General features: G+C 56.7%; 23 protein-coding genes. 13 read left to right on the top strand and 10 right to left on the bottom strand.

Going from position 1 to position 21,813, the window contains the following annotated elements; translation table 11 throughout:
* The first annotated feature begins 106 nt into the window (after positions 1–106).
* From BLU89_RS14665 to BLU89_RS14655, 3 genes are read left to right on the top strand one after another with little or no spacing between them, the layout of a single operon-like run.
* A complete protein-coding gene (locus BLU89_RS14665; RefSeq protein WP_074737583.1) occupies positions 107–778 on the top strand; it encodes a response regulator transcription factor in 672 nt (223 codons plus the stop codon).
* A complete protein-coding gene (locus tag BLU89_RS14660; RefSeq protein ID WP_074737582.1) occupies positions 771–2,168 on the top strand; it encodes a sensor histidine kinase in 1,398 nt (465 codons plus the stop codon). The genes BLU89_RS14665 and BLU89_RS14660 overlap by 8 nt, the downstream gene beginning before the upstream one ends.
* The gene (locus tag BLU89_RS14655; RefSeq protein WP_074737581.1) at positions 2,165–3,196 is read left to right on the top strand and encodes an ABC transporter substrate-binding protein; all 1,032 of its coding nucleotides are present in this window, start codon (positions 2,165–2,167) and stop codon (positions 3,194–3,196) included. Before BLU89_RS14660 ends, BLU89_RS14655 begins: the two co-directional genes overlap by 4 nt.
* On the opposite strand, the gene BLU89_RS14650 is transcribed toward BLU89_RS14655, so the two are convergent.
* The 3 genes from BLU89_RS14650 to BLU89_RS14640 are packed head-to-tail and all read right to left on the bottom strand — an operon-like array spanning position 3,193 to position 6,748.
* The gene (locus tag BLU89_RS14650) at positions 3,193–4,692 is read right to left on the bottom strand and encodes a heme biosynthesis protein HemY (protein ID WP_074737580.1); all 1,500 of its coding nucleotides are present in this window, start codon (positions 4,690–4,692) and stop codon (positions 3,193–3,195) included. The genes BLU89_RS14655 and BLU89_RS14650 overlap by 4 nt on opposite strands.
* A gap of 10 nt (positions 4,693–4,702) precedes the next feature.
* Entirely contained in the window at positions 4,703–5,980 is a 1,278-nt protein-coding gene (locus tag BLU89_RS21120; protein ID WP_176797711.1) for a COG4223 family protein, read from the bottom strand.
* A 54-nt stretch (positions 5,981–6,034) separates the two neighbouring features.
* Positions 6,035–6,748 carry a uroporphyrinogen-III synthase gene (locus BLU89_RS14640; protein WP_074737604.1) on the bottom strand — a complete coding sequence of 238 codons (714 nt, stop codon included), beginning with the start codon at positions 6,746–6,748 and terminating at the stop codon, positions 6,035–6,037.
* Positions 6,749–6,845: 97 nt separating this feature from the next.
* Here BLU89_RS14640 and tsaD point away from each other — a divergent pair, with 97 nt between their 5' ends.
* The 4 genes from tsaD to BLU89_RS14620 are packed head-to-tail and all read left to right on the top strand — an operon-like array spanning position 6,846 to position 9,595.
* Entirely contained in the window at positions 6,846–7,943 is a 1,098-nt protein-coding gene (gene tsaD / locus BLU89_RS14635) for a tRNA (adenosine(37)-N6)-threonylcarbamoyltransferase complex transferase subunit TsaD (RefSeq protein WP_074737603.1), read from the top strand.
* Entirely contained in the window at positions 7,940–8,902 is a 963-nt protein-coding gene (locus tag BLU89_RS14630) for an NAD(P)H-dependent glycerol-3-phosphate dehydrogenase (protein WP_074737578.1), read from the top strand. Before tsaD ends, BLU89_RS14630 begins: the two co-directional genes overlap by 4 nt.
* A gap of 1 nt (position 8,903) precedes the next feature.
* Positions 8,904–9,173, top strand: coding sequence for a YciI family protein (locus BLU89_RS14625; RefSeq protein ID WP_074737577.1), 270 nt, complete (start codon positions 8,904–8,906; stop codon positions 9,171–9,173).
* Positions 9,173–9,595, top strand: a complete 423-nt coding sequence (locus BLU89_RS14620; RefSeq protein WP_074737576.1) for an EVE domain-containing protein — start codon at positions 9,173–9,175, stop codon at positions 9,593–9,595. The genes BLU89_RS14625 and BLU89_RS14620 overlap by 1 nt, the downstream gene beginning before the upstream one ends.
* Before the next feature lie 5 nt (positions 9,596–9,600).
* On the opposite strand, the gene BLU89_RS14615 is transcribed toward BLU89_RS14620, so the two are convergent.
* Both BLU89_RS14615 and BLU89_RS14610 read right to left on the bottom strand, forming a co-directional pair.
* Positions 9,601–10,458 carry a hypothetical protein gene (locus BLU89_RS14615; RefSeq protein ID WP_074737575.1) on the bottom strand — a complete coding sequence of 286 codons (858 nt, stop codon included), beginning with the start codon at positions 10,456–10,458 and terminating at the stop codon, positions 9,601–9,603.
* Positions 10,459–10,766: 308 nt separating this feature from the next.
* Entirely contained in the window at positions 10,767–11,108 is a 342-nt protein-coding gene (locus BLU89_RS14610; protein WP_074737574.1) for a DUF2853 family protein, read from the bottom strand.
* A gap of 185 nt (positions 11,109–11,293) precedes the next feature.
* Here BLU89_RS14610 and BLU89_RS14605 point away from each other — a divergent pair, with 185 nt between their 5' ends.
* Positions 11,294–11,941 carry a DUF899 family protein gene (locus tag BLU89_RS14605; RefSeq protein ID WP_074737573.1) on the top strand — a complete coding sequence of 216 codons (648 nt, stop codon included), beginning with the start codon at positions 11,294–11,296 and terminating at the stop codon, positions 11,939–11,941.
* 50 nt (positions 11,942–11,991) lie between these two features.
* Here BLU89_RS14605 and ahcY read toward each other — a convergent pair whose 3' ends face one another.
* Complete coding sequence (gene ahcY, locus BLU89_RS14600) at positions 11,992–13,380, bottom strand: adenosylhomocysteinase (protein WP_074737572.1); 1,389 nt, start codon at positions 13,378–13,380, stop codon at positions 11,992–11,994.
* 103 nt (positions 13,381–13,483) lie between these two features.
* Complete coding sequence (locus BLU89_RS14595; RefSeq protein WP_074737571.1) at positions 13,484–13,798, bottom strand: hypothetical protein; 315 nt, start codon at positions 13,796–13,798, stop codon at positions 13,484–13,486.
* 207 nt (positions 13,799–14,005) lie between these two features.
* On the opposite strand from BLU89_RS14595, the gene BLU89_RS14590 reads away from it, so the two are divergent.
* The 3 genes from BLU89_RS14590 to BLU89_RS14580 all read left to right on the top strand — a co-directional run bounded on the left by BLU89_RS14590 (position 14,006) and on the right by BLU89_RS14580 (position 16,490).
* Entirely contained in the window at positions 14,006–14,599 is a 594-nt protein-coding gene (locus BLU89_RS14590; protein ID WP_074737570.1) for an HD domain-containing protein, read from the top strand.
* A gap of 74 nt (positions 14,600–14,673) precedes the next feature.
* Positions 14,674–15,498, top strand: coding sequence for an FkbM family methyltransferase (locus BLU89_RS14585; RefSeq protein WP_074737569.1), 825 nt, complete (start codon positions 14,674–14,676; stop codon positions 15,496–15,498).
* A 35-nt stretch (positions 15,499–15,533) separates the two neighbouring features.
* Positions 15,534–16,490 carry a glycosyltransferase family 2 protein gene (locus BLU89_RS14580; protein ID WP_074737568.1) on the top strand — a complete coding sequence of 319 codons (957 nt, stop codon included), beginning with the start codon at positions 15,534–15,536 and terminating at the stop codon, positions 16,488–16,490.
* Positions 16,491–16,535: 45 nt separating this feature from the next.
* Here BLU89_RS14580 and BLU89_RS14575 read toward each other — a convergent pair whose 3' ends face one another.
* The 3 genes from BLU89_RS14575 to BLU89_RS14565 form a co-directional block, all read right to left on the bottom strand.
* The gene (locus BLU89_RS14575) at positions 16,536–17,390 is read right to left on the bottom strand and encodes a glycosyltransferase family 32 protein (protein WP_143030588.1); all 855 of its coding nucleotides are present in this window, start codon (positions 17,388–17,390) and stop codon (positions 16,536–16,538) included.
* A gap of 79 nt (positions 17,391–17,469) precedes the next feature.
* The gene (locus tag BLU89_RS14570; RefSeq protein WP_074737566.1) at positions 17,470–18,024 is read right to left on the bottom strand and encodes an ActR/PrrA/RegA family redox response regulator transcription factor; all 555 of its coding nucleotides are present in this window, start codon (positions 18,022–18,024) and stop codon (positions 17,470–17,472) included.
* Between the two features lie 86 nt (positions 18,025–18,110).
* The gene (locus BLU89_RS14565) at positions 18,111–18,728 is read right to left on the bottom strand and encodes an SCO family protein (protein ID WP_074737565.1); all 618 of its coding nucleotides are present in this window, start codon (positions 18,726–18,728) and stop codon (positions 18,111–18,113) included.
* 92 nt (positions 18,729–18,820) lie between these two features.
* Between BLU89_RS14565 and regB the strand changes: the two genes are divergently transcribed.
* Entirely contained in the window at positions 18,821–20,212 is a 1,392-nt protein-coding gene (gene regB / locus BLU89_RS14560; protein WP_074737564.1) for a sensor histidine kinase RegB, read from the top strand.
* Positions 20,213–20,278: 66 nt separating this feature from the next.
* Entirely contained in the window at positions 20,279–21,787 is a 1,509-nt protein-coding gene (locus BLU89_RS14555; protein ID WP_074737563.1) for a PAS-domain containing protein, read from the top strand.
* Positions 21,788–21,813 lie beyond the last annotated feature (26 nt).

The raw sequence follows: 21,813 nt of genomic DNA, 5'->3' as shown, positions 1-21,813 counted from the left end.
CCCGCAAGCTTTGGGCCACGCGGCCTTTTCTTGCAGGATGATTTTCTTTAGCGAATAATGCTGTCACGAACCTGTCACGCAACTGACGGACGGTTCGCGGGGGAACATGCGTGTATTGATGATAGAAGATACCGAAGATCTGGCCGAGGGGGTTGTGACACATCTGGCCAGGTCCGGCGTGGTGTGTGATCTGGCGACCACCGTGGAATCCGCCCAAGATTTTCGCGCGGTGCAGAGCTATGACGCCATGCTGCTGGATATCAATCTTCCCGATGGGTCGGGTCTCAGCTTTCTGGGCAGAATCCGCGCCTCGGGCGACCGAACTCCGGTTTTGATGCTGACGGCGCTGACATCGGTTGAGGATCGCGTCGCCGCGCTGGACAAGGGCGCTGACGACTATCTGGGCAAACCCTTCGACCAGCGCGAGCTTGAGGCCCGATTGCGTGCATTGGTGCGCCGCGATGCGGATCGCAAAAGCGAGCAGATCACACTGGGCCCACTGATCTATGCCCCCAAGGACCGCAGCGCCACTCTGAACGGTAAACGCCTGAATCTGACCGCGCGCGAAGCCGCGGTGCTGGATGAGCTGATCCGGCATGAGGGGCAGTATATGTCGAAATCCCGGCTGTATAATTCGCTTTATGGGTTTGAGGACGCCGATGTCGGCGAAAACGCAATCGAGCTTTACATCGCTCGGCTGCGCAAAAGATTCTCTGGTAGCGTGGTCAGCATCACCACACAGCGCGGTGTAGGATATCGGATCGGTCTGGATGGCTAGATTGCACTTGCCCCACAGCCTGACAGCCCGCGTTCTCAGCGCCGTTATTCTGATCCTTGTGCTTGGCGGTTTGCTGGTGGCTTTGTCAATCTGGGTCAATGGACGTCTGGCGGCACGCGAAGCCTATGATCGGCTGCTGTTGGGGGCCGCCAGCGATATCGCGGAATCAGTGCGAATTCAGGATGGCGCACCGGTCGTCGATTTGCCAGTCTCTGCGTTTCAGTTGCTGGCGCAGGCACCCGATGATCGAATCTATTACGCAGTGCAGGTGCCGGGCGGGCCATTCATTACCGGGCTAGATCGCGAGACTATGATCCTCCCGCCCGATTCAATTGGCGCTGGCCCCCGGTATTTTGCAGCGGACCTGAATGATGAACCCGCCCGCTTTGTCCGGGTAACACGCTTGTTCGCAGAACGGGATTTCTCGGGCGAGGTTGAGGTCCTTGTCGGTCAGACCTTGCAGGCGCGCCAGTCCATGACGGCCAGCTTGATGCGGGATGCCCTGCTGCCCATGGCCGTTGCCGGAATTCTGCTGTTGATCATGTCGTGGATTGTCACACGCTCGGCCCTTCGCCCGCTTGAGGCCCTGTCGGATGACCTGACCGGTCGGGACCCTTACGACCTGACGCCGATGCCGAGCGATGGTTTGCCGCGCGAATTGCAGGTGATGCTGGGCGCGATGAACCGGTTCATGGGGCGTTTGGACCGGCAGGTGGACACTATGCGCAACCTGATCGCGGATACGGCGCATCAGTTGCGCACCCCCGTTGCAGCAATCCGCGTACAAGCCGAAATCGCACAGGACGACCCCGACGCGCCCGCGCGCAAACGTGCGCTGGACCGATTGTTGGGGCGCACGCGGTCTCTGGGCACCCTGCTGGATCAGCTTCTGTCGCGCGCGATGGTGATCCATCGCATCGACAGCGCCCCGCGACTGCCCGTTGATCTGCGTGAGGTCGCGCTGGAAATCCTGGAAGAGCGTGACCATGAACTGATCGCACCCGGCATTGAGGTGCGACTGGAGATCGGCGAGGACCCGGTTCTGGTACAAGGAGATGCCTTTTCCATCAGCGAGGCCGCCAAGAACCTGCTGCGCAACGCGCTGCGCCATGGCCAGCCACCCGTGATCATCGGGGCAGAACGCGCAAACAACCGGGCAATCCTTTGGGTACGTGACTGCGGTTCCGGGCCCGATGCCAACATCGCCAAACAACTGGGCGACCGCTTTAACCGCACGGCTGGAACCGGTGAAGACAGCACGGGGCTTGGCCTTTCGATTGTGAAATCCACGGCCGAGGCGTTTGACGGCAAGGTTGAAATGACCGCCGACACCACGGGATTTCGGGCAGCGCTAAATTTCCCGGCGGCACCAGAAGGAGGGCGCGCATGATCCGATTGTTGCTTGGCTTGGCTTTGATCGCAACCACTCCGGCGCGCGCGCAAGAGGACGTCACACAGTTCGGCAACGGGGCTGAGGCGATGCTGATCCGGTCGACCACTGATATCGCGATCATCCAACCCGTGCTGGAGCGATTTGCGACGCTGAATCCCAATTTGCTGATCACCTATGAGCAATGGGGTTCGAACGCTTTGTTTCAGCACAGCAAATCCGCCTGCAAGACCGGTGAGGCGCCAGCGGATGCTGTGTTTTCGTCTGCAATCCAGCAAATGGTCTGGCTGGTAAATTCTGCCTGCGGCTATCGCTATAGCTCGCTGGAAACGCAGGCCCTGCCCCCTGCTCGGCGCTGGCGGGATGAGTTGTGGGGCATCACAACTGAACCCGCAGTTATCGTCTATAACAAGGATGGCCTGACGAATGAGGATGTGCCGCGAGACCGGTTTGCACTACTCGACGCGATGCGGACCCGGCCTGATCTGTTGCGGGGGCGGGTGGCGACCTATGATATTGCTGCATCCGGCCTTGGATACCTGTTCGCCTATGGTGATAGTCTTGAGGCAACGACCTTTGGTTCTTTGATCGAAGGCTTTGCCCGCATTGATGCGGTGGCGACCTGCTGTTCTGCCCATATTATTGATGAGGTTGCGAAAGGGCGATTTCTGATCGCTTACAACGTGCTTGGATCTTATGTGGCCAATGCCAACCTGCCCGGCGTTGGTGTGATTCTGCCCGAGGATTACACGCTGGTCCTGTCCCGCGCCTACATGATCCCGCGCCAGGCACAGAACAAACAGGCCGCGATCCTTCTGCTGGATTTCCTGCTGTCGCCTGAGGCGCAGGAATTGCTGGCCGCCTCAGGTCTCGTCACGCGTCTGGACGAATCCGAAACCGGCCTTACACCCAGTGCCCGCCGCTTTATCCCATTGTCGCCCGCGCTGCTTGTGGCCCTCGATCAGAACCGGCGGGCAGGCTTGTTCAAGCTATGGAACGATGCGTTTAACATCGAAACCGCACGTTAAGTCTGTCGTGCGACCTCATCCGAGATCGGCTCGACCTTTGCCTCGATCACGGCCTCTTCGACCGGCTCTACAACTGTTTCTTCGGGTTCTTCCACCTCTTCAGACTCGGATCGGTCTTCGAGGGTGCCGACAATCAGCGGCAACATATGCACGCCTGTTGCGCTGGCGATTTCAGGTGTCTGCGGCGTCTGCCAGCTGAGCGTGTCAAAGCTGCTGCAGTTCTGACAGACAGGGGCCCATTCAGGCTGAATGTCGTGGCAGTTGTCGCAGACCCATTGCGGCCCGCGCGGCGCATTCAGCGCCTTGGCCAGCCAGCCCTGAACTACCACATCCGAGGCACCCTCGCCGCGTTCAATCGCGGCCATCAGCGTACAGGCCCTGGCATCCCCCTGCTTTTCGATCACGTCGCCCAGCGCGCGGCGGGCTTCGGGGAAGTCTTCGGCGACGATGTTGAGCTCGGCCAGAATCAGGCGAGTTTCCATATTCTCGGGGTGAATACGGGTCAATGCCGTGAACCGCTTAATCCGCTGCTCGGGCGTTTCGTCCGGCGCGATCTCGGCAAATGCATGGGCCAGATCGGGATGAGGCTGAACCTCCCACGCCTTTTTCAGAATCTTGGTCGCCGCACGCGGTTTGCCCTTTTCGATATAGGCTCGCGCGGCCATGGCCGCAGCCGGCACCAAATCAGGGGACAGGCGGTTGGCCTCGATCGCATGTTCCTGCTGTTCGACCGTTGCCGTTTCATCCAGCAGCACCTTGGCCTCGGACAACGCCAAAACCGCATCGCGCCGCTTGAACACATCGCGTGGCAGGTATCCGGCCTTCAGTTTTGACGTCAGCGTGGACCGCGCCCCGGCCCAATCCTGAGCCTTGGTCTGCAGGGTCAAAAGCACATCCTGCGTTTCTTCATGCCGGGGTTTCAGCACCAGCGCCTTTTCGGCCAGCTTGCGCGCTGTTTCATCATCCCCCTCGGCCAGCTTTTGCTTCATGATCCCGCGCACACCGACAAATCGGGTGGCGTCGTTGGTGACCAGTTTCTTGTAGGTCTCGGACGCTTTCTTGGTATCGCCCGTCATCTCAGCGGCCTGCGCCACCAGCAGATTGGTCAGTTCGGGCTTGTTCAACAGCTTTTCGGCCTTGCTGGCCTTGGTCATCGCCACGCGCCCCTCACCTGAGGCCAACGCCATCAACCCGTCGGCCAATGCCTGATACCCGCGCTTTTCACGGCTGCGGTCGAAATAGCGAGACAGGGCAGTTTCATCACCGTTGAGGAACTTCAGTGTCGCAATCAACAATGTCAGCAGTTTGAAGAACAGCCAGACCGCGAATACCAGCACACCCAGTGCGATCACCGATTGAAGTGGCCCCAATGTGTATTCAGTGCCAGCGACGGTTATCTGCACGCCGCCGGAAGATTCCATCAGGAACCCCGCACCCATGGCCAGCAGACCGATAATCGCAACAAAAACAAGGATCTTTAACAATGACCACAGCATGGCAGGTCCTTCAGTTCGAGTTTAGGCTTGAAGCAAGCGTATTTACGGCCGCAACGGCAGAGACCCGTGTCTGCGCCGCCTGCTCCCAATCCGCCAATGCGGTCTGCGCCGCCTCGGGCAGTGATTTCAATTCGGTTAGTGCCTGTGTGACATCGCCATCCGCCAACGCGGCCTGCGCGCGCGACAGGATCGCGTCCGGGTCGTCGCCCTCTTGCGGTGTTACCGATCGGGCACCCGTTTGGCGCTGTAAGAAGGCAACCAGCCCGGTACTTTTGTCCGCATCGCGCGCATCGGACAGCGCGGTACGGGCTGCCGGGGCGAACGAGCTGCGCAGGGTCGAGAGCGTCTCAACCCCGTCTTTCGAGGGCGCGGTCAGAGCGTCAGGCACGTCGACACCTCCGGCTTTCAATTCAGTGACCAAATCCTCATAGGGCTGACCAGCATCCAACTGACCATGCAGACGTGACAGGATTGCTGCGTTGGTCGCGGCGCGCGCTTCTGCCGACGCTTTTGCCTCAAGCGCCTGTGCATCCGAGACCATCTTTTCCACTTCGCTGCGTTGTGCCGCCAGTGAGTCCTGCAGTTTCTTCAGCTCTGCTTCAAATGCCGCCGTCGCCTCGGGGGATACATTTGCCTCAATCGGCTTTTTCTCAAGCGCCGACAGCCGTTCCTCCAACGGGTCGACCTTGCCGGTCAAACCATCAACACTCGACTTGAGGACGCTGAGATCGCTTTCAACCGGAGAAAGCTTTTCGGTCAACGCCTTGATCTGATCTGAAACATCCGGGCTGTCAGTCAGGGATTTGGTCAGTTTGGATATTTGATCGGATTGTTCCGCTAGCTTCGATTCAAGCGCGGCAATCGCATCTGCGCTGTCCGTTCCTTGCGAGGTAAACCCACCATTGCCCACTGCGAACCCGATCCCGGCGGCAACAACCCCACCAAGCAGCGCCGGAATGAACCCGCCCCGCTTTTCAACGGTGCGTTCGATCACTTTCTCTTCTGCAGGTGCTGGCTCTTCGATGGCTTCGGCTTCGGCTTCGGCTTCGGCTTCGGCTTCGGCTTCGGCTTCGGCTTCGGCTTCGGCTTCGGCTTCGGCTTCGGCTTCGGCTTCGGCTTCGGCTTCGGCTTCGGCTTCGGCTTCGGAAGTCACATCATCCGCAGGCTCTGCCTCGTCAATGTGTTTGTCATCCGCGTTGGAGGTACCGTCCTTCTCGACGGATTCAGCAACATCCTCAATATTGGGGTCTTCGACCGGCTCCTGATCGGATTTCTTATTATCGGCCACCGTCCTAATCCCCTTATCGATTCCCATAACACATGAACAACAGACTAACCCAAGTTAGTCTGCACCTGACTTGCCCTCAACCCGCATCACGTGTTTCACGAGTTTTTTCACGGCTTTCTGCATTTTGTCCGGTGTTGGTTCGCTCGCGATCTTCAACTGCTCAGAGGCCAAGGAATTAAGGGGTTCGGCAGTGGGCGCGCTGATTGCTATCAACCACAACGGCGCGGTTCCAGCCCATACATCGGCAAATTGTCGCGCTGTACGCGGCGAAAAAAGTGGGGCGATGACGGGCCGATCAGACTCACCTGCCAGGGATGCCTCATCGCTTAGGGGTAACAACTGCTGTCGATACACCGGCTGCTCTCGGGTCAACAGGCCGGAGCGCGTCAAGTGTTCAGCTATGCCGCCGCGACTGTGTTCTCCACGCAGATGCAGCAGGGGGCCCGGTGGTGGGGTGTGCGTCAGATTTGTTATCAACTCTTCAGCCGTTAAACCTGCCATCTGCGCATTCCACCCTGCGGCAATTGCTGCATCCGAAGTTGCAGGGCCGATACAATAGGCGGGCAGAGTGCGATCTACATCCAGCATGGCCGCGGAATTCACGCCATTAGCTGAAGAAAAGATCAACCCGGCTGTATCATCGGTCTCAACCGGGACCGCCATTGGCTTGATTTCCAGCAGTGGTGAATGAACAATTTCGACCTGACTCCTGATGCGGTCCGGAAGTTGCGCGACGAACCTGTCCGAGGCGGCGCGAGGGCGGGTCATCAACAAATACAATGGGCGGCGCCTTCGGCCTTGGGATTGTTTGCATCCGTGCGGGGTGATACCCCGCTTGGCAATCATGATGCAACGGATCAGGGCTATGGTGCAAACACTTACCGTCCTCGGATTGGAAAGCAGCTGCGATGATACCGCCGCCGCTGTCGTGCGTCAGGGTGAAGGCGTACAGGCCGAGATCCTGTCATCGGTGGTGCATGGTCAGACCGAGCTACACAGTGCGTATGGTGGCGTGGTTCCCGAGATTGCGGCACGTGCCCATGCGGAAAAGCTGGATATTTGCGTGAAACAGGCTCTAACACAGGCAGATGTAGCATTTGGTGAACTGGATGTGATCGCCGTAACTGCCGGGCCGGGTCTGATCGGCGGAGTGATGTCCGGCGTCATGTGCGCAAAGGGCCTGAGCGCTGCAACCGGGCTGCCGCTGATCGGGGTGAACCACCTCGCCGGTCATGCCCTGACGCCGCGGTTGACGGATGGGATCGCCTTTCCCTATCTCATGTTGCTGGTTTCGGGTGGCCATTGCCAATACCTGATCGCGCACGGCCCCGAACAGTTTACTCGTCTCGGCGGCACCATCGATGATGCGCCTGGCGAAGCCTTTGACAAGACCGCCCGCCTGCTGGGCCTGCCACAACCCGGCGGCCCCTCGGTCGAAGCCGAGGCCCGCGCGGGCGATTCCAAACGGTTTCGTTTTCCTCGCCCTCTGCTGGATCGACCGGGGTGCGACTTGTCGTTCTCGGGCCTCAAGACCGCGTTGATGCGCCTTCGAGATCAGATCGTCAGCGAAAAAGGTGGCCTGACGCGACAGGATCGTGCCGATCTGTGTGCTGGCTTTCAGCAGGCAATCGTTGACACATTGGCTGAAAAGACACGCCGCGCGATTGTGCAATATCTTGAAACCTCGCCATCGGTCCCGGTCATCGCGGTCGCCGGAGGTGTCGCGGCAAATACCGCGATACGGGCCGCGTTAGAGACTGTTTGTGCACAAATGGAAGCGAGGTTCACTGCACCACCTCTGGCCTTGTGCACCGACAATGCCGCCATGATCGCCTTTGCCGGACTCGAACGATTCCGCCTCGGTGCGCGCGACGGGCTGGATCTGACCGCGCGTCCGCGATGGCCTCTGGACCAAACCAGCCCTTCGATGCTGGGCGGTGGCAAGAAAGGGGCGAAGGCATGAGCGTTTCGGTACTTGGATCCGGGGCCTTCGGATCCGCTCTGGCCATTTCTTTGGCCGGACAGGGGCCGGTCACGCTGTGGGCACGAGATGCCGAGCAAGCCCGACAGATGCAGCAAACACGCGAGAACTCCGGCCGTTTGCCGGGCGTCACGCTGCCTGCAAATATTTCCGTGACAGCCGAGTTTGAGCATGCAATGCAAGCAGAGGTCATTTTATTGGCCGTTCCGATGCAAAAGTTGCGCGATGCCTTGAGCGTTCACACTGAGCGACTGAGCGGCAAGATGCTGGTGGCCTGTTGCAAAGGGATCGAGATGACCTCTGGTGTTGGTCCCATTGCCGTCATCACCCAAACCGTTCCGGATGCACACCCGGCACTGTTGACCGGACCCAGCTTTGCAGACGACATCGCGCGCGGGTTGCCCACGGCGCTGACGCTGGCCTGTGCGGATGCCACGCTGGGTGAAGACCTTCAGCAAGAGCTAACGACAGCCAACCTGCGTCTCTACCGAACCACTGATACGGTCGGGGCCGAACTGGGTGGCGCATTGAAGAACGTGATGGCCATTGGCTGCGGTGCCGCTATTGGTGCTGGTCTGGGCGACAGCGCCCGCGCAGCGCTGATCACCCGAGGATTCGCTGAGATGCAACGTTTTGCCGCCCTGCGTGGTGCACAACCCGACACCTTGATGGGGCTGTCGGGACTGGGTGATCTGGTTTTGACCTGCACGTCCGAGTTGTCACGAAATTACCGGTTTGGCCTGTCTTTGGGTCTAAACAAGCCCTTTGACAGCGCGACGACCGTCGAAGGTGTTGCCACGGCACAGGCCGTGTCCAAGATTGCTGCGACTGAAGGGCTGGACATGCCCATTAGCACTACAGTAGCGAAACTCAGCAGCGGCGCCTACAGTGTGACCGACGCGATTCAGGCCCTGCTGGGTCGCCCACTCAAGGAGGAATAGTATGCTCATCGCCCTGATCGCCCGGGACAAATCCGGTGCCCTGCAGACACGGCTGGACAACCGCGCGGCCCATCTGGCCTATATTGAAGAAACCGGCGTGGTAGCTCAGGCGGGTCCGCTGCTGGACGGTGATGCGATGATCGGATCGCTGGTCATTCTGGATGTCCAGGATCTGGCCGCCGCTGAGGCCTGGGCCGCCAATGACCCATATGCGCTGGCCGGGCTGTTTGACTCGGTCGAACTGATCCCCTGGAAGAAGGTGATTGGCTGATGGCAAACTGGCTATTCAAATCCGAACCCTCGACCTGGAGCTGGGATCAACAGGTCGCCAAGGGAGACGCGGGTGAAGAATGGGACGGCGTGCGCAACTATCAGGCCCGCAATTTCATGCGCCAAATGCAGATCGGGGATCGGGGATTCTTCTATCACTCGCAAAAGGACAAGGCGATTGTCGGCATTGTCGAAGTCTGCGCCGAGGCACATCCAGACAGCACCACTGATGACGACCGTTGGGAATGCGTGGATATCAAGGCGATACGCCCGTTCAACACATCTGTAACGCTGGACCAGATCAAAGCCGACCCACGGTTGGCCAACATGGTTCTGGTCAGAAATTCGCGTCTGTCCGTACAGCCGGTGGGCGACGAGGAATGGCAGGTGATCTGTGGGTTGGGTGAGACGCAGGCTGACTAACCATATCAGTCATGTTCGACCAACACCTCGACCGCTTTTTGCTTAACCACACAGCCATCCGTTGAAATTGCCGTAACCTTTCCTTTCACCGAAGGCCCAAAACCCAGTGGCGAATGATCGTGATCCTTGGGTGTTACAAACATGTTAATCAGCTGCGGCGCCGGTCCCTGAGGAACACGGCCCGTAGGGGCTGGTACAGCGTCGGCCGTCGACCCTTCGGTCGCAATCCATGAAAAACCGGTGTAAAGCCACTGATTCCCAGCCCCACCCGAGTTGATCCTGAACTGGTGGGTGAGAGTGCGCCCGTCCTTGTGATACAGGGTTCCGTTGATCGTGTTCGCGGTGATGTTGATGATTTGATTGCTTGGCACAAAGAACAAATGCTTGTCCTCATTGTCCTGGTTCGAGGATTCAACGACAATGTTGGTCGAATCCAGCTCAAGCGTTTCGCCAAACAAACCACAACTGCCCACCGTGAACGGGCCAAAGGAAATGACAGCGGATTCGCCAGGGTCAAGCGCCGGGCCGCTTTGCGACAGCTGCACGATGGTATGGGTCGCCGGATCACCTTCGCGCCATCCGACGCTGGCGATGTTGCGCTGGAATACCCATTGAATGACGGTTTCAGTGATCTGATAGCCCGCCGGAACAGGACTGTTTCCTGCGTTGGTGATTTCATGTGAGATAGTAATTGCGGTCGTGCCACGCGGAAGAATATCCACAGGGCCGTTGATGCCATGCCCCTCAACCTCAATTTCGGTCGATCCCGGCATGTATATCTTTGGCTCAACCCATATCAGGTTGGCGCAGGCTCCTATCAGAAAGATACCGAAAGCAAGCAATAGAGTTGGCTTTCTTAGCATAACACCGTCCTCCGCCACAGTAATAGCAGGTTAAACCTAGCATTTATTAGGCTACACCCCAAATATGCACAAATTTAACGGGCTATCTGACGGTAATGAGGGAAGGTCCTGACAGCGCAGAACCTTCCCTACCCCACGTGCTCCCAACTCACCACACGCGTATAGAATATGCTGGTTCTGACCGTCCTGGTCACTGTTCGACCTTAGCCGCGTTACGGCCAAAAATTCAAACGCCGAGTCCGTAAATTCTATCTCAAATGCAAAACGCCCGCCGGGATACGGCGAGCGCGCTTCGCTGTTAACGCAAATCAGCCGTAGATGGAATCCTTGCCGAAATGCTTGGTCAGAATGTAATAGACGACGGCCCGGTACTTGTTACGCTCGGACATGCCATAGGTTTCCATGGCCTTGTTGATCGCCTCCATCAGCTCAGGTCCATCAGACAGGCCCAGCTTTTTGATCAGGAAGTTGTTCTTGACCGTCTCAAGCTCACCTTCCTGACTGGCGGCCACGGTCGATGCATCTGCGTCATAGATCGCCGGTCCACAGCCGATCGTGACCTTGGTCAGCAGGTCCATATCCGCATCCATGCCGCATTTGTTTTTCAGATCTTCCGCATATTTGGCGATCAGTTCGTCGCGTTTTCCCATTGTCGTCTCCTGATTTGTTTTTGGTTTTCCCCATACATGCAACACGGTAGCGGCACAGTTTGTTTGTACAAAGGGAAAAATCCCAAGGTTTCCCCCTCGGCCAAAGCCCGCGGAAAACCCGGGTTTGATTTTTTGCAGTTTATTATTTAACATTTAGGTTAATTTAGGAATCCCGGAGGTATCCAATGACTGTTTCACTGCCGAATGAGTCCACCGAATACCGTTTGGCTCGGAATGCGCTCCTTGCAGCCGAAATCGACTTGAGAACAAAGATCGAAGAGGTTGCAGCCTTACGGCGCGCACTGCCGACAGGCGGTCAGCTTCCCGAAGATTACGTATTTCGGGACCTCAGGAATGAGGCCGCACCGATGTCATCCCTGTTTGGTGCGCAAAACACGCTGATCATCTATTCCCTGATGTACAGAACTGATGCAACCGCGCCGTGCCCGATGTGCTCTGCCTTTCTGGACGCATTGAACAGTCAGGTCGATCATCTGTCGCAGAAGGTATCGCTCGCAGTTGTGGCGCAGAATACGCCCGAGATGCTCTTGACCCTGAAAGACCGGATGGGTTGGAATTCGCTGCCGCTCTATTCGGCATTGGGGACCGCCTATCAAAACGACTATCTGGCCGAGTCAGAGGATGGCAGCCAGCTGCCGATCCTGAATGTCTTTCAGAAAGACGCTGCAGGCATTCATCACTTCTGGAGTTCCGAGATGTTCTTCGCACCCAGCGACTGGCATCCCAGGCATATCGATGCCGCATGGCCTTTGTGGAACCTGTTGGACTTCACACCTGGTGGACGGGGTGATTTCATGCCACCGCTGCGATAAAAAAACGGCGACCAATTCTGGCCGCCGCTTAAGAATAACCTGATCCAGCCTTAGTACCGGTAGTGTTCCGGCTTGTACGGGCCATCCGGCTTCACACCGATATAGGCCGCTTGCTCGCTGTCCATTTGGGTCAGCTTCACGCCGATGCGGTCCAGGTGCAGCCGTGCAACCTTTTCGTCCAGATGTTTGGGCAAGATGTAGACGTCATTTTTGTACTCGTCGCCCTTAGTGAACAGCTCGATCTGCGCCAAAACCTGGTTGGTGAACGAGGCCGACATCACAAACGAAGGGTGCCCGGTGGCATTGCCAAGGTTCAGCAGGCGGCCTTCGGACAGCAGAATGAGACGGTTGCCCGAAGGCATCTCGATCATGTCCACCTGTTCCTTGATATTGGTCCACTTGTGGTTCTTCAGGCTGGCGACCTGGATCTCGTTGTCGAAGTGCCCAATGTTGCCGACAATAGCCATGTCCTTCATCGCGCGCATATGCTCGATGCGGATCACGTCTTTGTTGCCGGTGGTGGTGATGAAGATATCCGCGCTGGCAACTTCGTCTTCCAGCAAGGTAACTTCGAACCCGTCCATAGCAGCCTGCAGGGCGCAGATCGGATCTACTTCGGTCACTTTCACGCGGGCACCGGCGCCACGCAAGCTGGCGGCCGAGCCTTTGCCCACATCGCCATAACCACACACGACAGCGACTTTACCAGCCATCATGGTATCGGTGGCGCGGCGAATACCGTCAACCAGCGATTCTTTGCAGCCGTATTTGTTGTCGAATTTCGACTTGGTGACCGAGTCGTTCACATTGATCGCCGGGAAAGGAAGCTGGCCTTCCCGAACCAATTGGTACAGGCGATTGACACCAGTTGTGGTCTCTTCCGAAACACCTTGAATCTGATCACGCATCTTGGTGAACCAGCCGGGGGACGCGGCCAAACGCTTGGCGATCTGGGCCTTGATGGCCTCTTCCTCTTCCGAACCCGGCACAGGAATGATGTCTTCACCTGCTTCGGCGCGAGCTCCCAACAGGATGTACAGCGTCGCGTCACCACCATCGTCCAGGATCATGTTCGGGCCATCTTCGAACAGGAAGGACTTATCCAGATAATCCCAATGCTCTTCCAACGTCTGGCCTTTGATCGCAAAAACGGGGATGCCCGCCTCGGCAATCGCCGCCGCTGCGTGATCTTGCGTCGAGAAGATGTTGCACGACGCCCAGCGCACATCCGCGCCCAGCGCAACCAGCGTTTCAATCAGAACAGCGGTCTGAATGGTCATGTGTAGCGAACCGACGATCCGGGCGCCTTTCAGAGGCTTTGCTTCACCGTATTCTGCCCGCAGGGCCATCAGGCCCGGCATTTCGGTTTCGGCGATATCCAGTTCCTTGCGGCCAAACCCTGCCAGCGAAATGTCCTTAACGATATAGTCCCCGGCCATCAGGTGCTCCATTCCGGTAAATATTGATCCGCGCTGCCCCTAGCACTCCTTGGGGCAGGTGGCAATGTAGATGGTCGGAAACGGGAGTTTGAACATTAAATTATCAGCTTGGCGTACCCTCTGCCTTGATCTTCGGAATCGCTTCAAAAAAATCGGTGCCAACGGCGACAATACAACTAATGCCGTTCGCCCGGGTCACCAGAACGGTATAACTTCCCGTTTCCTTCGAGGTCCAAACCTCCATGACCGAATGCGTGCCGCGTGATTTCTGCAGGCCGCCAAAGGCTAATTCCTCGGCATAGCTATCCTGCAGCTTGGCAATCACGTGATCGCGCTGTGCACAATTCTGGGCAAAAGCAGGCGGCGCGGTGGCGGCCATTCCAAAGGTCAGGGCAATTGAAAACAAACGCTTGAACATAACAAGCTCCTTTCGATACGAGTTTCGTTTCGAGAGGGGGCGCAACTGGGAGGAGTCTGCCCCCCCTCAGTCCTTAATGTCGGGATCGTATCGCACCGGTTCAAAGCACGAATGCTCAAGAAAATGTTGGCAGCATGTGATCCAGACAGGTACATCATACCACAAAAACGCGTATTGAACGTGTCCAACTTCACAAGGCATGGTAGAATGGCAACACAACCCAGAGCGTGGCAAAGAATGCTGTCGGGCCGCCGACTGGATTTGCTGGACCCGACCCCGGTAGATATCGAGATTGAGGATATCGCCCACGGGCTGGCCTTTGTGGCGCGGTGGAACGGTCAGACAAAGGGGGATTTCGCCTATTCTGTTGCGGAGCATTCTTTGCTGGTTGAAGAGCTATATGGCCGCATCGCACCAAAATCTCCTGCAAAATGGCGATTGGCGGCACTGTTACACGACGCGCCTGAATACGTGATCGGAGACATGATTTCACCGGTGAAATCCGCAGTTGGCCCGGATTATGGCGCGCTGGATGACCGGTTGGCGGCGGCAATCCATATCCGCTTCGGTTTACCCGCTGCGGTGCCCAAAACGATAAAGCGCCAGATCAAAAAGGCTGACAAGATAAGCGCCTGGATGGAGGCGACGCAGATTGCGGGCTTTTCCGAATCCGAGGCCACCAAGTTCTTTGGCCGCCCCGACAAGGCCATTCTGGAGGGTTTGCAGATCAGACTGCGCCCACCGGTTGAGGTACGGCAGGCCTATACCGCACGGCATCAGGGGCTTCTGGGTCTTTGTTAGATCACCAATAGATCAGCGGTTCGGCCTGTGCTAGTTTCCGGTCAAAACAAGACTATAGTCAGGCGCGGATTCAAATGAGCGATGCAGCTAACCAAGTTTCGGTGACAACCGCGCAGATGGAACACGCCAACGCCTGCTTGCGCGAGGCCTACAAGTTGGCAGGTCGAGGGCGGATGCGCAATCTGATCCGAAAATCACTGCTGCCGCAGATGATCGCGTACCGAAACATGGTCATCCATCTGCATCCTTATGACAATTTCACCGAGTTCGTGATTTGGCGAAAGGGCCAGTCTCCGGAAGAGCTTGAATTGAACTGGCTGAAAGAAACCTTTGAAGGCAAGACGCTTAAAGTCTTGGATATCGGGGCGAATTTTGGTCTCTATTCGTTGGTTTTCGCCTCCTTCCTCAGCCCGGAATCCCGAATCCATGCTTTTGAACCAAACCCGACGCTCTGTGAACGCCTTAGGAAAAACTGCGCTCTGAACGATTTTGACAATGTGGTTCTGAACAGCTTCGCCATTTCGGGTGAAACCGCTAAAGCAACGCTTTCGATAGAACTGCGGGGCGACGTGGCCACCAATCTCGGCGAAGCTCAGCTGACACGCGATCCGGCGCGCATGGACAGAGAAAAATTCGAAAGCATCCAAGTCCAAACCAGAACGCTTTGGGAACTTTCCGAATTGCATGGTGCCGATTTTGCCAAGCTTGATGTCGAAGGGCACGAGGCCAACATTCTCATGCCCTTCTTTGAGGTCGCCGATGACAAGGCGCTCCCGCAATATCTGCAGCTGGAAACCGTTAATCTCGGGAATGGCGCCGATGGCCTCTTTGCCGCGATAGCTGGTCGTGGCTACGAACCTGTCTTTCAGACGCAACGCAATACAATCTTCAGAAGGTAAGCCGTGCAGCAGGAACCAATGATCATGGTTAAGCCATGGGTCAAACCGAAATGAAAGTTGGTTTGTTTTCTTGTGCAAGAAATGAGGGGCCGTTTATCCTTGAATGGGTCGCTTACCACCTGCTGGTAGGGTTCGATCCGATCCTGATCTACAGCAACGACTCGACAGACGGCACCACCGAACTTCTTGATGCGCTCGATAAGAACCGTGTTTTGTCCCACGTTCTGCAAGAGCTGAAACCAGGCGAGATTCCACAGTACAATGCCGCTGACAAAGCATTTTTGCATCCATCGCTTGTCGATGCCGACTGGCTGATGTGGCTCGACAGCGACGAATTCCTTTATTGCTCGGGTCGCGACAATCGGATCACGGATCTGATCGCGCGCTGCAGCGAACTCTCTGAAGGCGTTGCGGTGAACTGGCTGATATTTGGAGATGGGAACAACGATAAGTGGGAGCCCGGGCTGGTTACACAGCGCTTCTTGAGGCGCGGCGAAACAGATCATCACCTGCATTGCTATTTCAAAACGCTCTTTCGAAGATCAGACAAAATACGCGGATTTGGCCTGCACAGACCCCACCTGTATCCGGACTTTAGGAACGACGGATCGCAATTTGTAAACACATCGGGCGTCCCGATGCATGAACATATGTATCGCTCGGGGTCGCGACGGCGACATGCTCTAGGTGCGGTGCCAGAGCAACTCTCGTCACATGACTGGGCCGCAATATTTCACTACCCTGTAAAAACGCGAGACAGTTTCGAGCTCAAACGACAGCGTGGACAAGGCACAAAAACAATTGATGCACCCAACCGGTCCAGCCGGTTTCGTGAAAAGTATTGGGAAAAATATAATCAGAACAGCGTCATGGATAACCGAATGCTGGTGATGGCCGACAGGCTGCAAGCAAAGGTAGATGAACTGCTGGAATTACCCGAAGTTGGCAGCGCTTACTCGACCTGCCTCAAGAGATACAAGATGAGCCTATGATCGCCCGTTACTGCGCACAGATAAAGCCAGCACCCGAGACGACATTCAGACTTTCAGATCAACACCGTATTCTTGCAACGCTTCACCTAGAAAACTTTCAGGTGGGATCTCGTCCATCCCCCATGATTTCAATTTTCTGTACTGCACGGAACTGAACAGATGCACGGAATAAGCGTTGCTGAAATCCGTTAGACGACGAATGCGGCGTGCTCGACGCAAGATCATGCGGGGTTGCACCGCGTAATGGCTGCTGTCAGGCAGCACCCAGCTGTCTTCACCATGTTTATGGATCAGTGAAGTCAACGCAAGGGGACCAAGTGCCTTATACGGCAGTTTTTCTTTAGGGATAGTGCCATCTTTGTTCTGATGTGCACGCAGCGTGTTTGTAAATCTCTTTAGCCATGGAAGATCAACTGTCGGCGCATCACATGCTTTTCTGAGATCGGATAGAGTCGGGGAGGACTTCGGTAAGCTCAATACTCCGTTAGCAACAATATGCTGATGTCTGGCGACAAAATAATCCGTCTCAAAATCGAATGGTCTGAGGGCCAAAACATCGCAGTCCAACCAGTAGTGATCCGTTTTGGAAAGCAGCTCATATCGGAAAAAATCTGAAAACGGCGCATAAGAGTCACGCTCGAGATTTTTGAAGATGCGTGCCTTGGGCACAATTTCATCAGCGTCCCTAAGGACCACCCCATCCGGGGCATTGGAAAGCGCGCCATACGAATAGAGAACCGGCTTCATCCCATGTTTCATCAAAGATAACAGGGACAACTGCTCGATTGGGCCAAGCCGGTCTCCAATCCACAAAGTTGCAGGCTCGGTTCTCGTGCGATGAAGTGGCGCTACACTATCAGATTTTCCTGCAATATCTGAGGTTACGTCATTCTCATTCATTATGATGAAACACCATTCGGATCGTATGCCTCGGATCTGAGGCTTCTATCGAACCCGTTCAGTGCGATATGGGCGTGCATTATCTCGGACTGCGCTTTGCTAAAATCCTCTGCAACGTCCGGCGGTGCATGTTCAGGCGGCGGGCAGTTTCCGAAACGTTCCTGTCACATAGCTCATAGACACGCTGGATGTGCTCCCAGCGCACGCGGTCGGCGCTCATGGGGTTTTCCGGTGGCGGCGGCAATTCGTCACCACTGGCCAGCAGAGCGTTGGTGATGTCGGTGGCGTCGGCGGGTTTTGACAGATAGTCGGTCGCGCCGATCTTCACCGCAGCCACGGCTGTGGCGATGGCTCCGTACCCGGTCAGAACCACAACCCGGCTGTCGGGGCGCTTTTCACGCAACACTTCAACCACATCCAGACCGTTACCGTCTTCAAGGCGCAGATCAACAACCGCATAGGCAGGAGGGCGTGCCGTGGAAATGGCGCGACCAGCGGCAACGGAACCGGCTGTTTCAACCTCGAAGCCGCGCTTTTCCATGGCCTTGGCCAGACGTCTCAGAAACGGCTCGTCGTCATCCACCAGAAGCAGCGATTTATCGGGGCCGATTTCAAGCTGGGAACTGTCTGCCATATGTGAGTCTTTCCGCTATTTCATGCCTCTTGGCTTAAACATGAGTAATAGCAGCGCCATTCCAAAGGTCAAATCGACTGTTGCGGTCAGACTTGATCTAGAAAGCAACCAACCTTGTCCGCCATCTGCTCGGCGGTATCATCACGCTTGAAGAATTCAAGGAACCCGTCTTCGGGCGTGACTAGATAGGTAAAGGTGGAGTGATCGACCAGATAATACTCGTCGCTTTTGTCATGGGCTTTGTAGTAGGTCTTGTAGGCCTTGCTGGCCGCTTTGACCTGCTCGGGCGATCCAGTCAGCGCGATCATCCGCTCATGCAGGTTGAAAGCAAAATCGCCTACGGCCTCTGGCGTATCACGATCCGGATCGATCGAGATGAACAGCGGGGTGACCGATTGTCCGCGTTCTGCCAGCAGGTCAACCGCTTCGACGTTGCGTGACATATCAAGCGGGCAGACATCGGGGCAGAATGTATATCCAAAATAGACAAGCGTCGGTTCGGTGATCACGTCCTTGTCGGTTACCGTTTCAGCCTTGGCGTTGACCAGTTCGAACGGTCCGCCAATGGCAGCCGACCCACCCGCGATCTGGGCCGAGCGGCATTGCGCGAACTTGTCGTCGGCACCTCCGCGTGTCAGCAACCACATAGCCCCAAGGCCGATACACAGAACAACGGTTGCAAGAATAGCGTAAAGGCGGACCATGGCGGATATCCTGATACGAAGGGAGTTATTGATCGTTTCTGCCGGGACACCTATCAACATGATGGACCGACGCAATAGGACATAATCGACAGATGACGGATTCCAATACCAGTCTTTGGCGCGGGCAGGAACGCAGCACATGGATCAGGCTGCGCACGCTGATCCTGTTGCGCTGGGTTGCCATCATCGGCCAGTTCACCGCTATCACGGTTGCGCAGCAGTATTATCACGTCCAGCTTGAACTGGCCCTGTGCTATTTCGCAATCGGCGTGTCGGTGATGGGCAACCTGACGGCCATCCTGTTGTTTCCCGAAAACAAGCGCCTGTCCGAGTTCGAAAATTTTCTGATGGTACTGTTTGACCTGCTGCAACTGTCGATCCTGCTGTATCTCACAGGGGGGCTGAACAACCCGTTTGCGTTGTTGCTGCTAGGTCCGGTAACGATTTCCGCAAATGTGATGAGCACACGTTCGACCCTGATCATCGGTAGCGTCGCGGTGATCTTGACCACGTTGCTGGCGCAGTTCCATCTGCCCCTGCGCACCGAACTGGGGCTGGTGCTGGATATCCCCGACATTCTGCTGTTCGGCAACTGGGCGGCGATCATCATCGCAATCGTCTTTATCGGGGCCTATTCTCACCGCATCAGTTCCGAGGTGCAATCAATGTCCGAAGCGCTCTCGGCCACGCATATGGCGCTGGCGCGCGAGCAGAAACTGACCGATCTTGGTGGAGTGGTTGCAGCCGCAGCCCATGAATTGGGTACACCGCTGGCCACGATCAAGCTGGCCAGCTCGGAACTGATCGAAGAGCTTGAGGATCGCCCGGAACTGAAAGAAGACGCCGCCCTGATCCGGGAGCAGGCCGATCGCTGCCGCGATATTCTACGCGACATGGGCCGGGCCGGCAAAGACGACCTGCACTTGCGTCAGGCACCTTTGTCCACCGTGATACACGAAGCGGCAGAACCGCATATCAATCGCGGCAAGGTGGTTTATTTCGATGAAGGGCCAGTTGCGGATGGGGATGTGCAGCAGCCCTCGATCCTGCGCAAGCCCGAGATCATTCACGGATTACGCAATCTGATCCAGAACGGGGTGGATTTCGCCAAGTCGACGGTCTGGGTCGAGGCGGAATGGACGTCGGACCAGATCAGCGTTTCGATCATGGATGATGGGCGCGGCTATCCTTCCCATATCATCGGACGGATTGGTGACCCGTTCATGCGCAGACGCCGTGCCGATCGCAGCAGCCGGCCCGAATACGAGGGTATGGGGCTGGGTCTGTTCATCGCCAAAACGCTGCTGGAACGCAGTGGGGCCGAGCTTCAATTTGCCAACGGCGCCGACCCATATCAAACTCTGACCGATCAGCCGGACCGCAAGGGGGCGATCGTCCATGTCATCTGGCCACGCAAGCTGATTGATGCGCAAACCGGCGATACTCCGGTCCCGTCCGGCGCAAACCAGCCCTTCCAGATCTGAGTTAAGACCCCGTTAACCATTGTTGTTCATACAGGCTCGGGTTGTTTTGACAGGGGCGTTGGACCAATGGCCGACTGGATCGTTCTGGCCGCAATCAGCGTGGTTTCGGCCAGCTTTGCGATATTATGGCTCTTACCGCGCCATCAGGCCAAAACAAGAGATTTCGGGCTGTCAGCGCCCGGAGCACTGTTTGATGTTGTCTTTCTGTTCGACGGCGATCGCCTGATCAGCCACTCCGATATTGCACTGGCAGGCTACGAAGCCGTCCGCAACTGGGCTGATCTTCGGCGATTGCTGCAACGTGATTTCCCCGCTTTCCCCGAAACGCCCGAGGCTGTCCGGTCTGAGGGGAACATCGCCGTTTCAGCCATTGACTGCACGGTCGAGCGCGAAGTTGTGTGCGAATGGGTCGACGGCATCATTCGGGTTCAGCTGCGCGATCTGACCGAGGTTGCGCCCGCTACACGTCGTGACCCGAATGATCCGATACGTCTTGCGATGGAGCAGGCACCCTACCCCGTCTGGCTGCTGGGCAATGACAACAAGGTACAGTGGTGCAATGCGGCCTATGTTTCTCTGGTGCGCAAAATCGTTGGACCGGATGCGGATCTGACAGACCCGTTGTTTCCATCGCTCACGGATCAGGCGCTGTTGGGCCGAAAAACCCGTATCTCGCTTCCGGTCCGGGACAGCGATGCCAAGCTGTGGTTCGATCTGACCCGCGTGGCCCGCGATCAGGATCAGCTGTGTTATGCGGTCGATATCAATGCGATTGTCGCGGCTGAGACCGCGCAGCGCAAATTCGTGCAAACCATGACCAAAACCTTTGCGCAACTGTCGATCGGTCTGGCGATCTTTGACCGCAATCGGCAACTGGCCCTGTTCAATCCCGCGCTCATCGACCTGACCACGCTACCGCCGGATTTTCTAAGCCTGCGCCCAAGTCTATCCAGCTTTTTTGACCGGCTGCGCGATCAGCACATGATGCCTGAGCCTAAGAATTATCGTAGCTGGCGGCGACAGATGAATGATCTACTTGAGGCCGCACAGGACGGGAACTACCAGGAAACCTGGTCGCTTCCTTCGGGTTCGGTCTATTCCGTCAGCGGTCGTCCGCACCCCGATGGGGCTGTGGCCTTCCTGTTCGAGGATATCACAGCCGAAATCACCCTGACCCGGCGGTTTCGCGCAGAGATGGATCTGATGCAATCAATCCTGGACAAGCTCGCTGATGCCATTGCCGTGTTCTCGGACGACGGGACACTGGCAATTACGAACTACGCCTATCAAATGCTGTGGGGCGACAGCGACGAGGCCGGGTTCGAACCCGCAACGGTTCTTGAGATTACCCGCCAATGGCAGGAGCACTGCACTGCCACGCCGATCCTTGGCGAGATCCGCGAATTCGTGACTGCGCGCGAGAATCGCACCGATTGGTCGGGTGAATTGATCCTTAAATCCGGCGGTAGGATGACATGCACTGTCAGCCCCATGCAGAATGGGGCGACCATCGTTCGTTTCTGCACCGGCAGCGCAGTCGAAGACATTGCTGAAATGCGAAAATTCAGCGCCTGAACCGGGTTGCAGCCAACCAAGCGCAG

The sequence above is a fragment of the Ruegeria halocynthiae genome (assembly GCF_900106805.1).
In the GTDB taxonomy this organism is placed as follows: Bacteria; Pseudomonadota; Alphaproteobacteria; order Rhodobacterales; family Rhodobacteraceae; genus Ruegeria; species Ruegeria halocynthiae.
The sequence above is the reverse complement of the archived record's forward strand: the minus strand, read 5'-3'. Positions and strand labels throughout refer to the sequence as shown.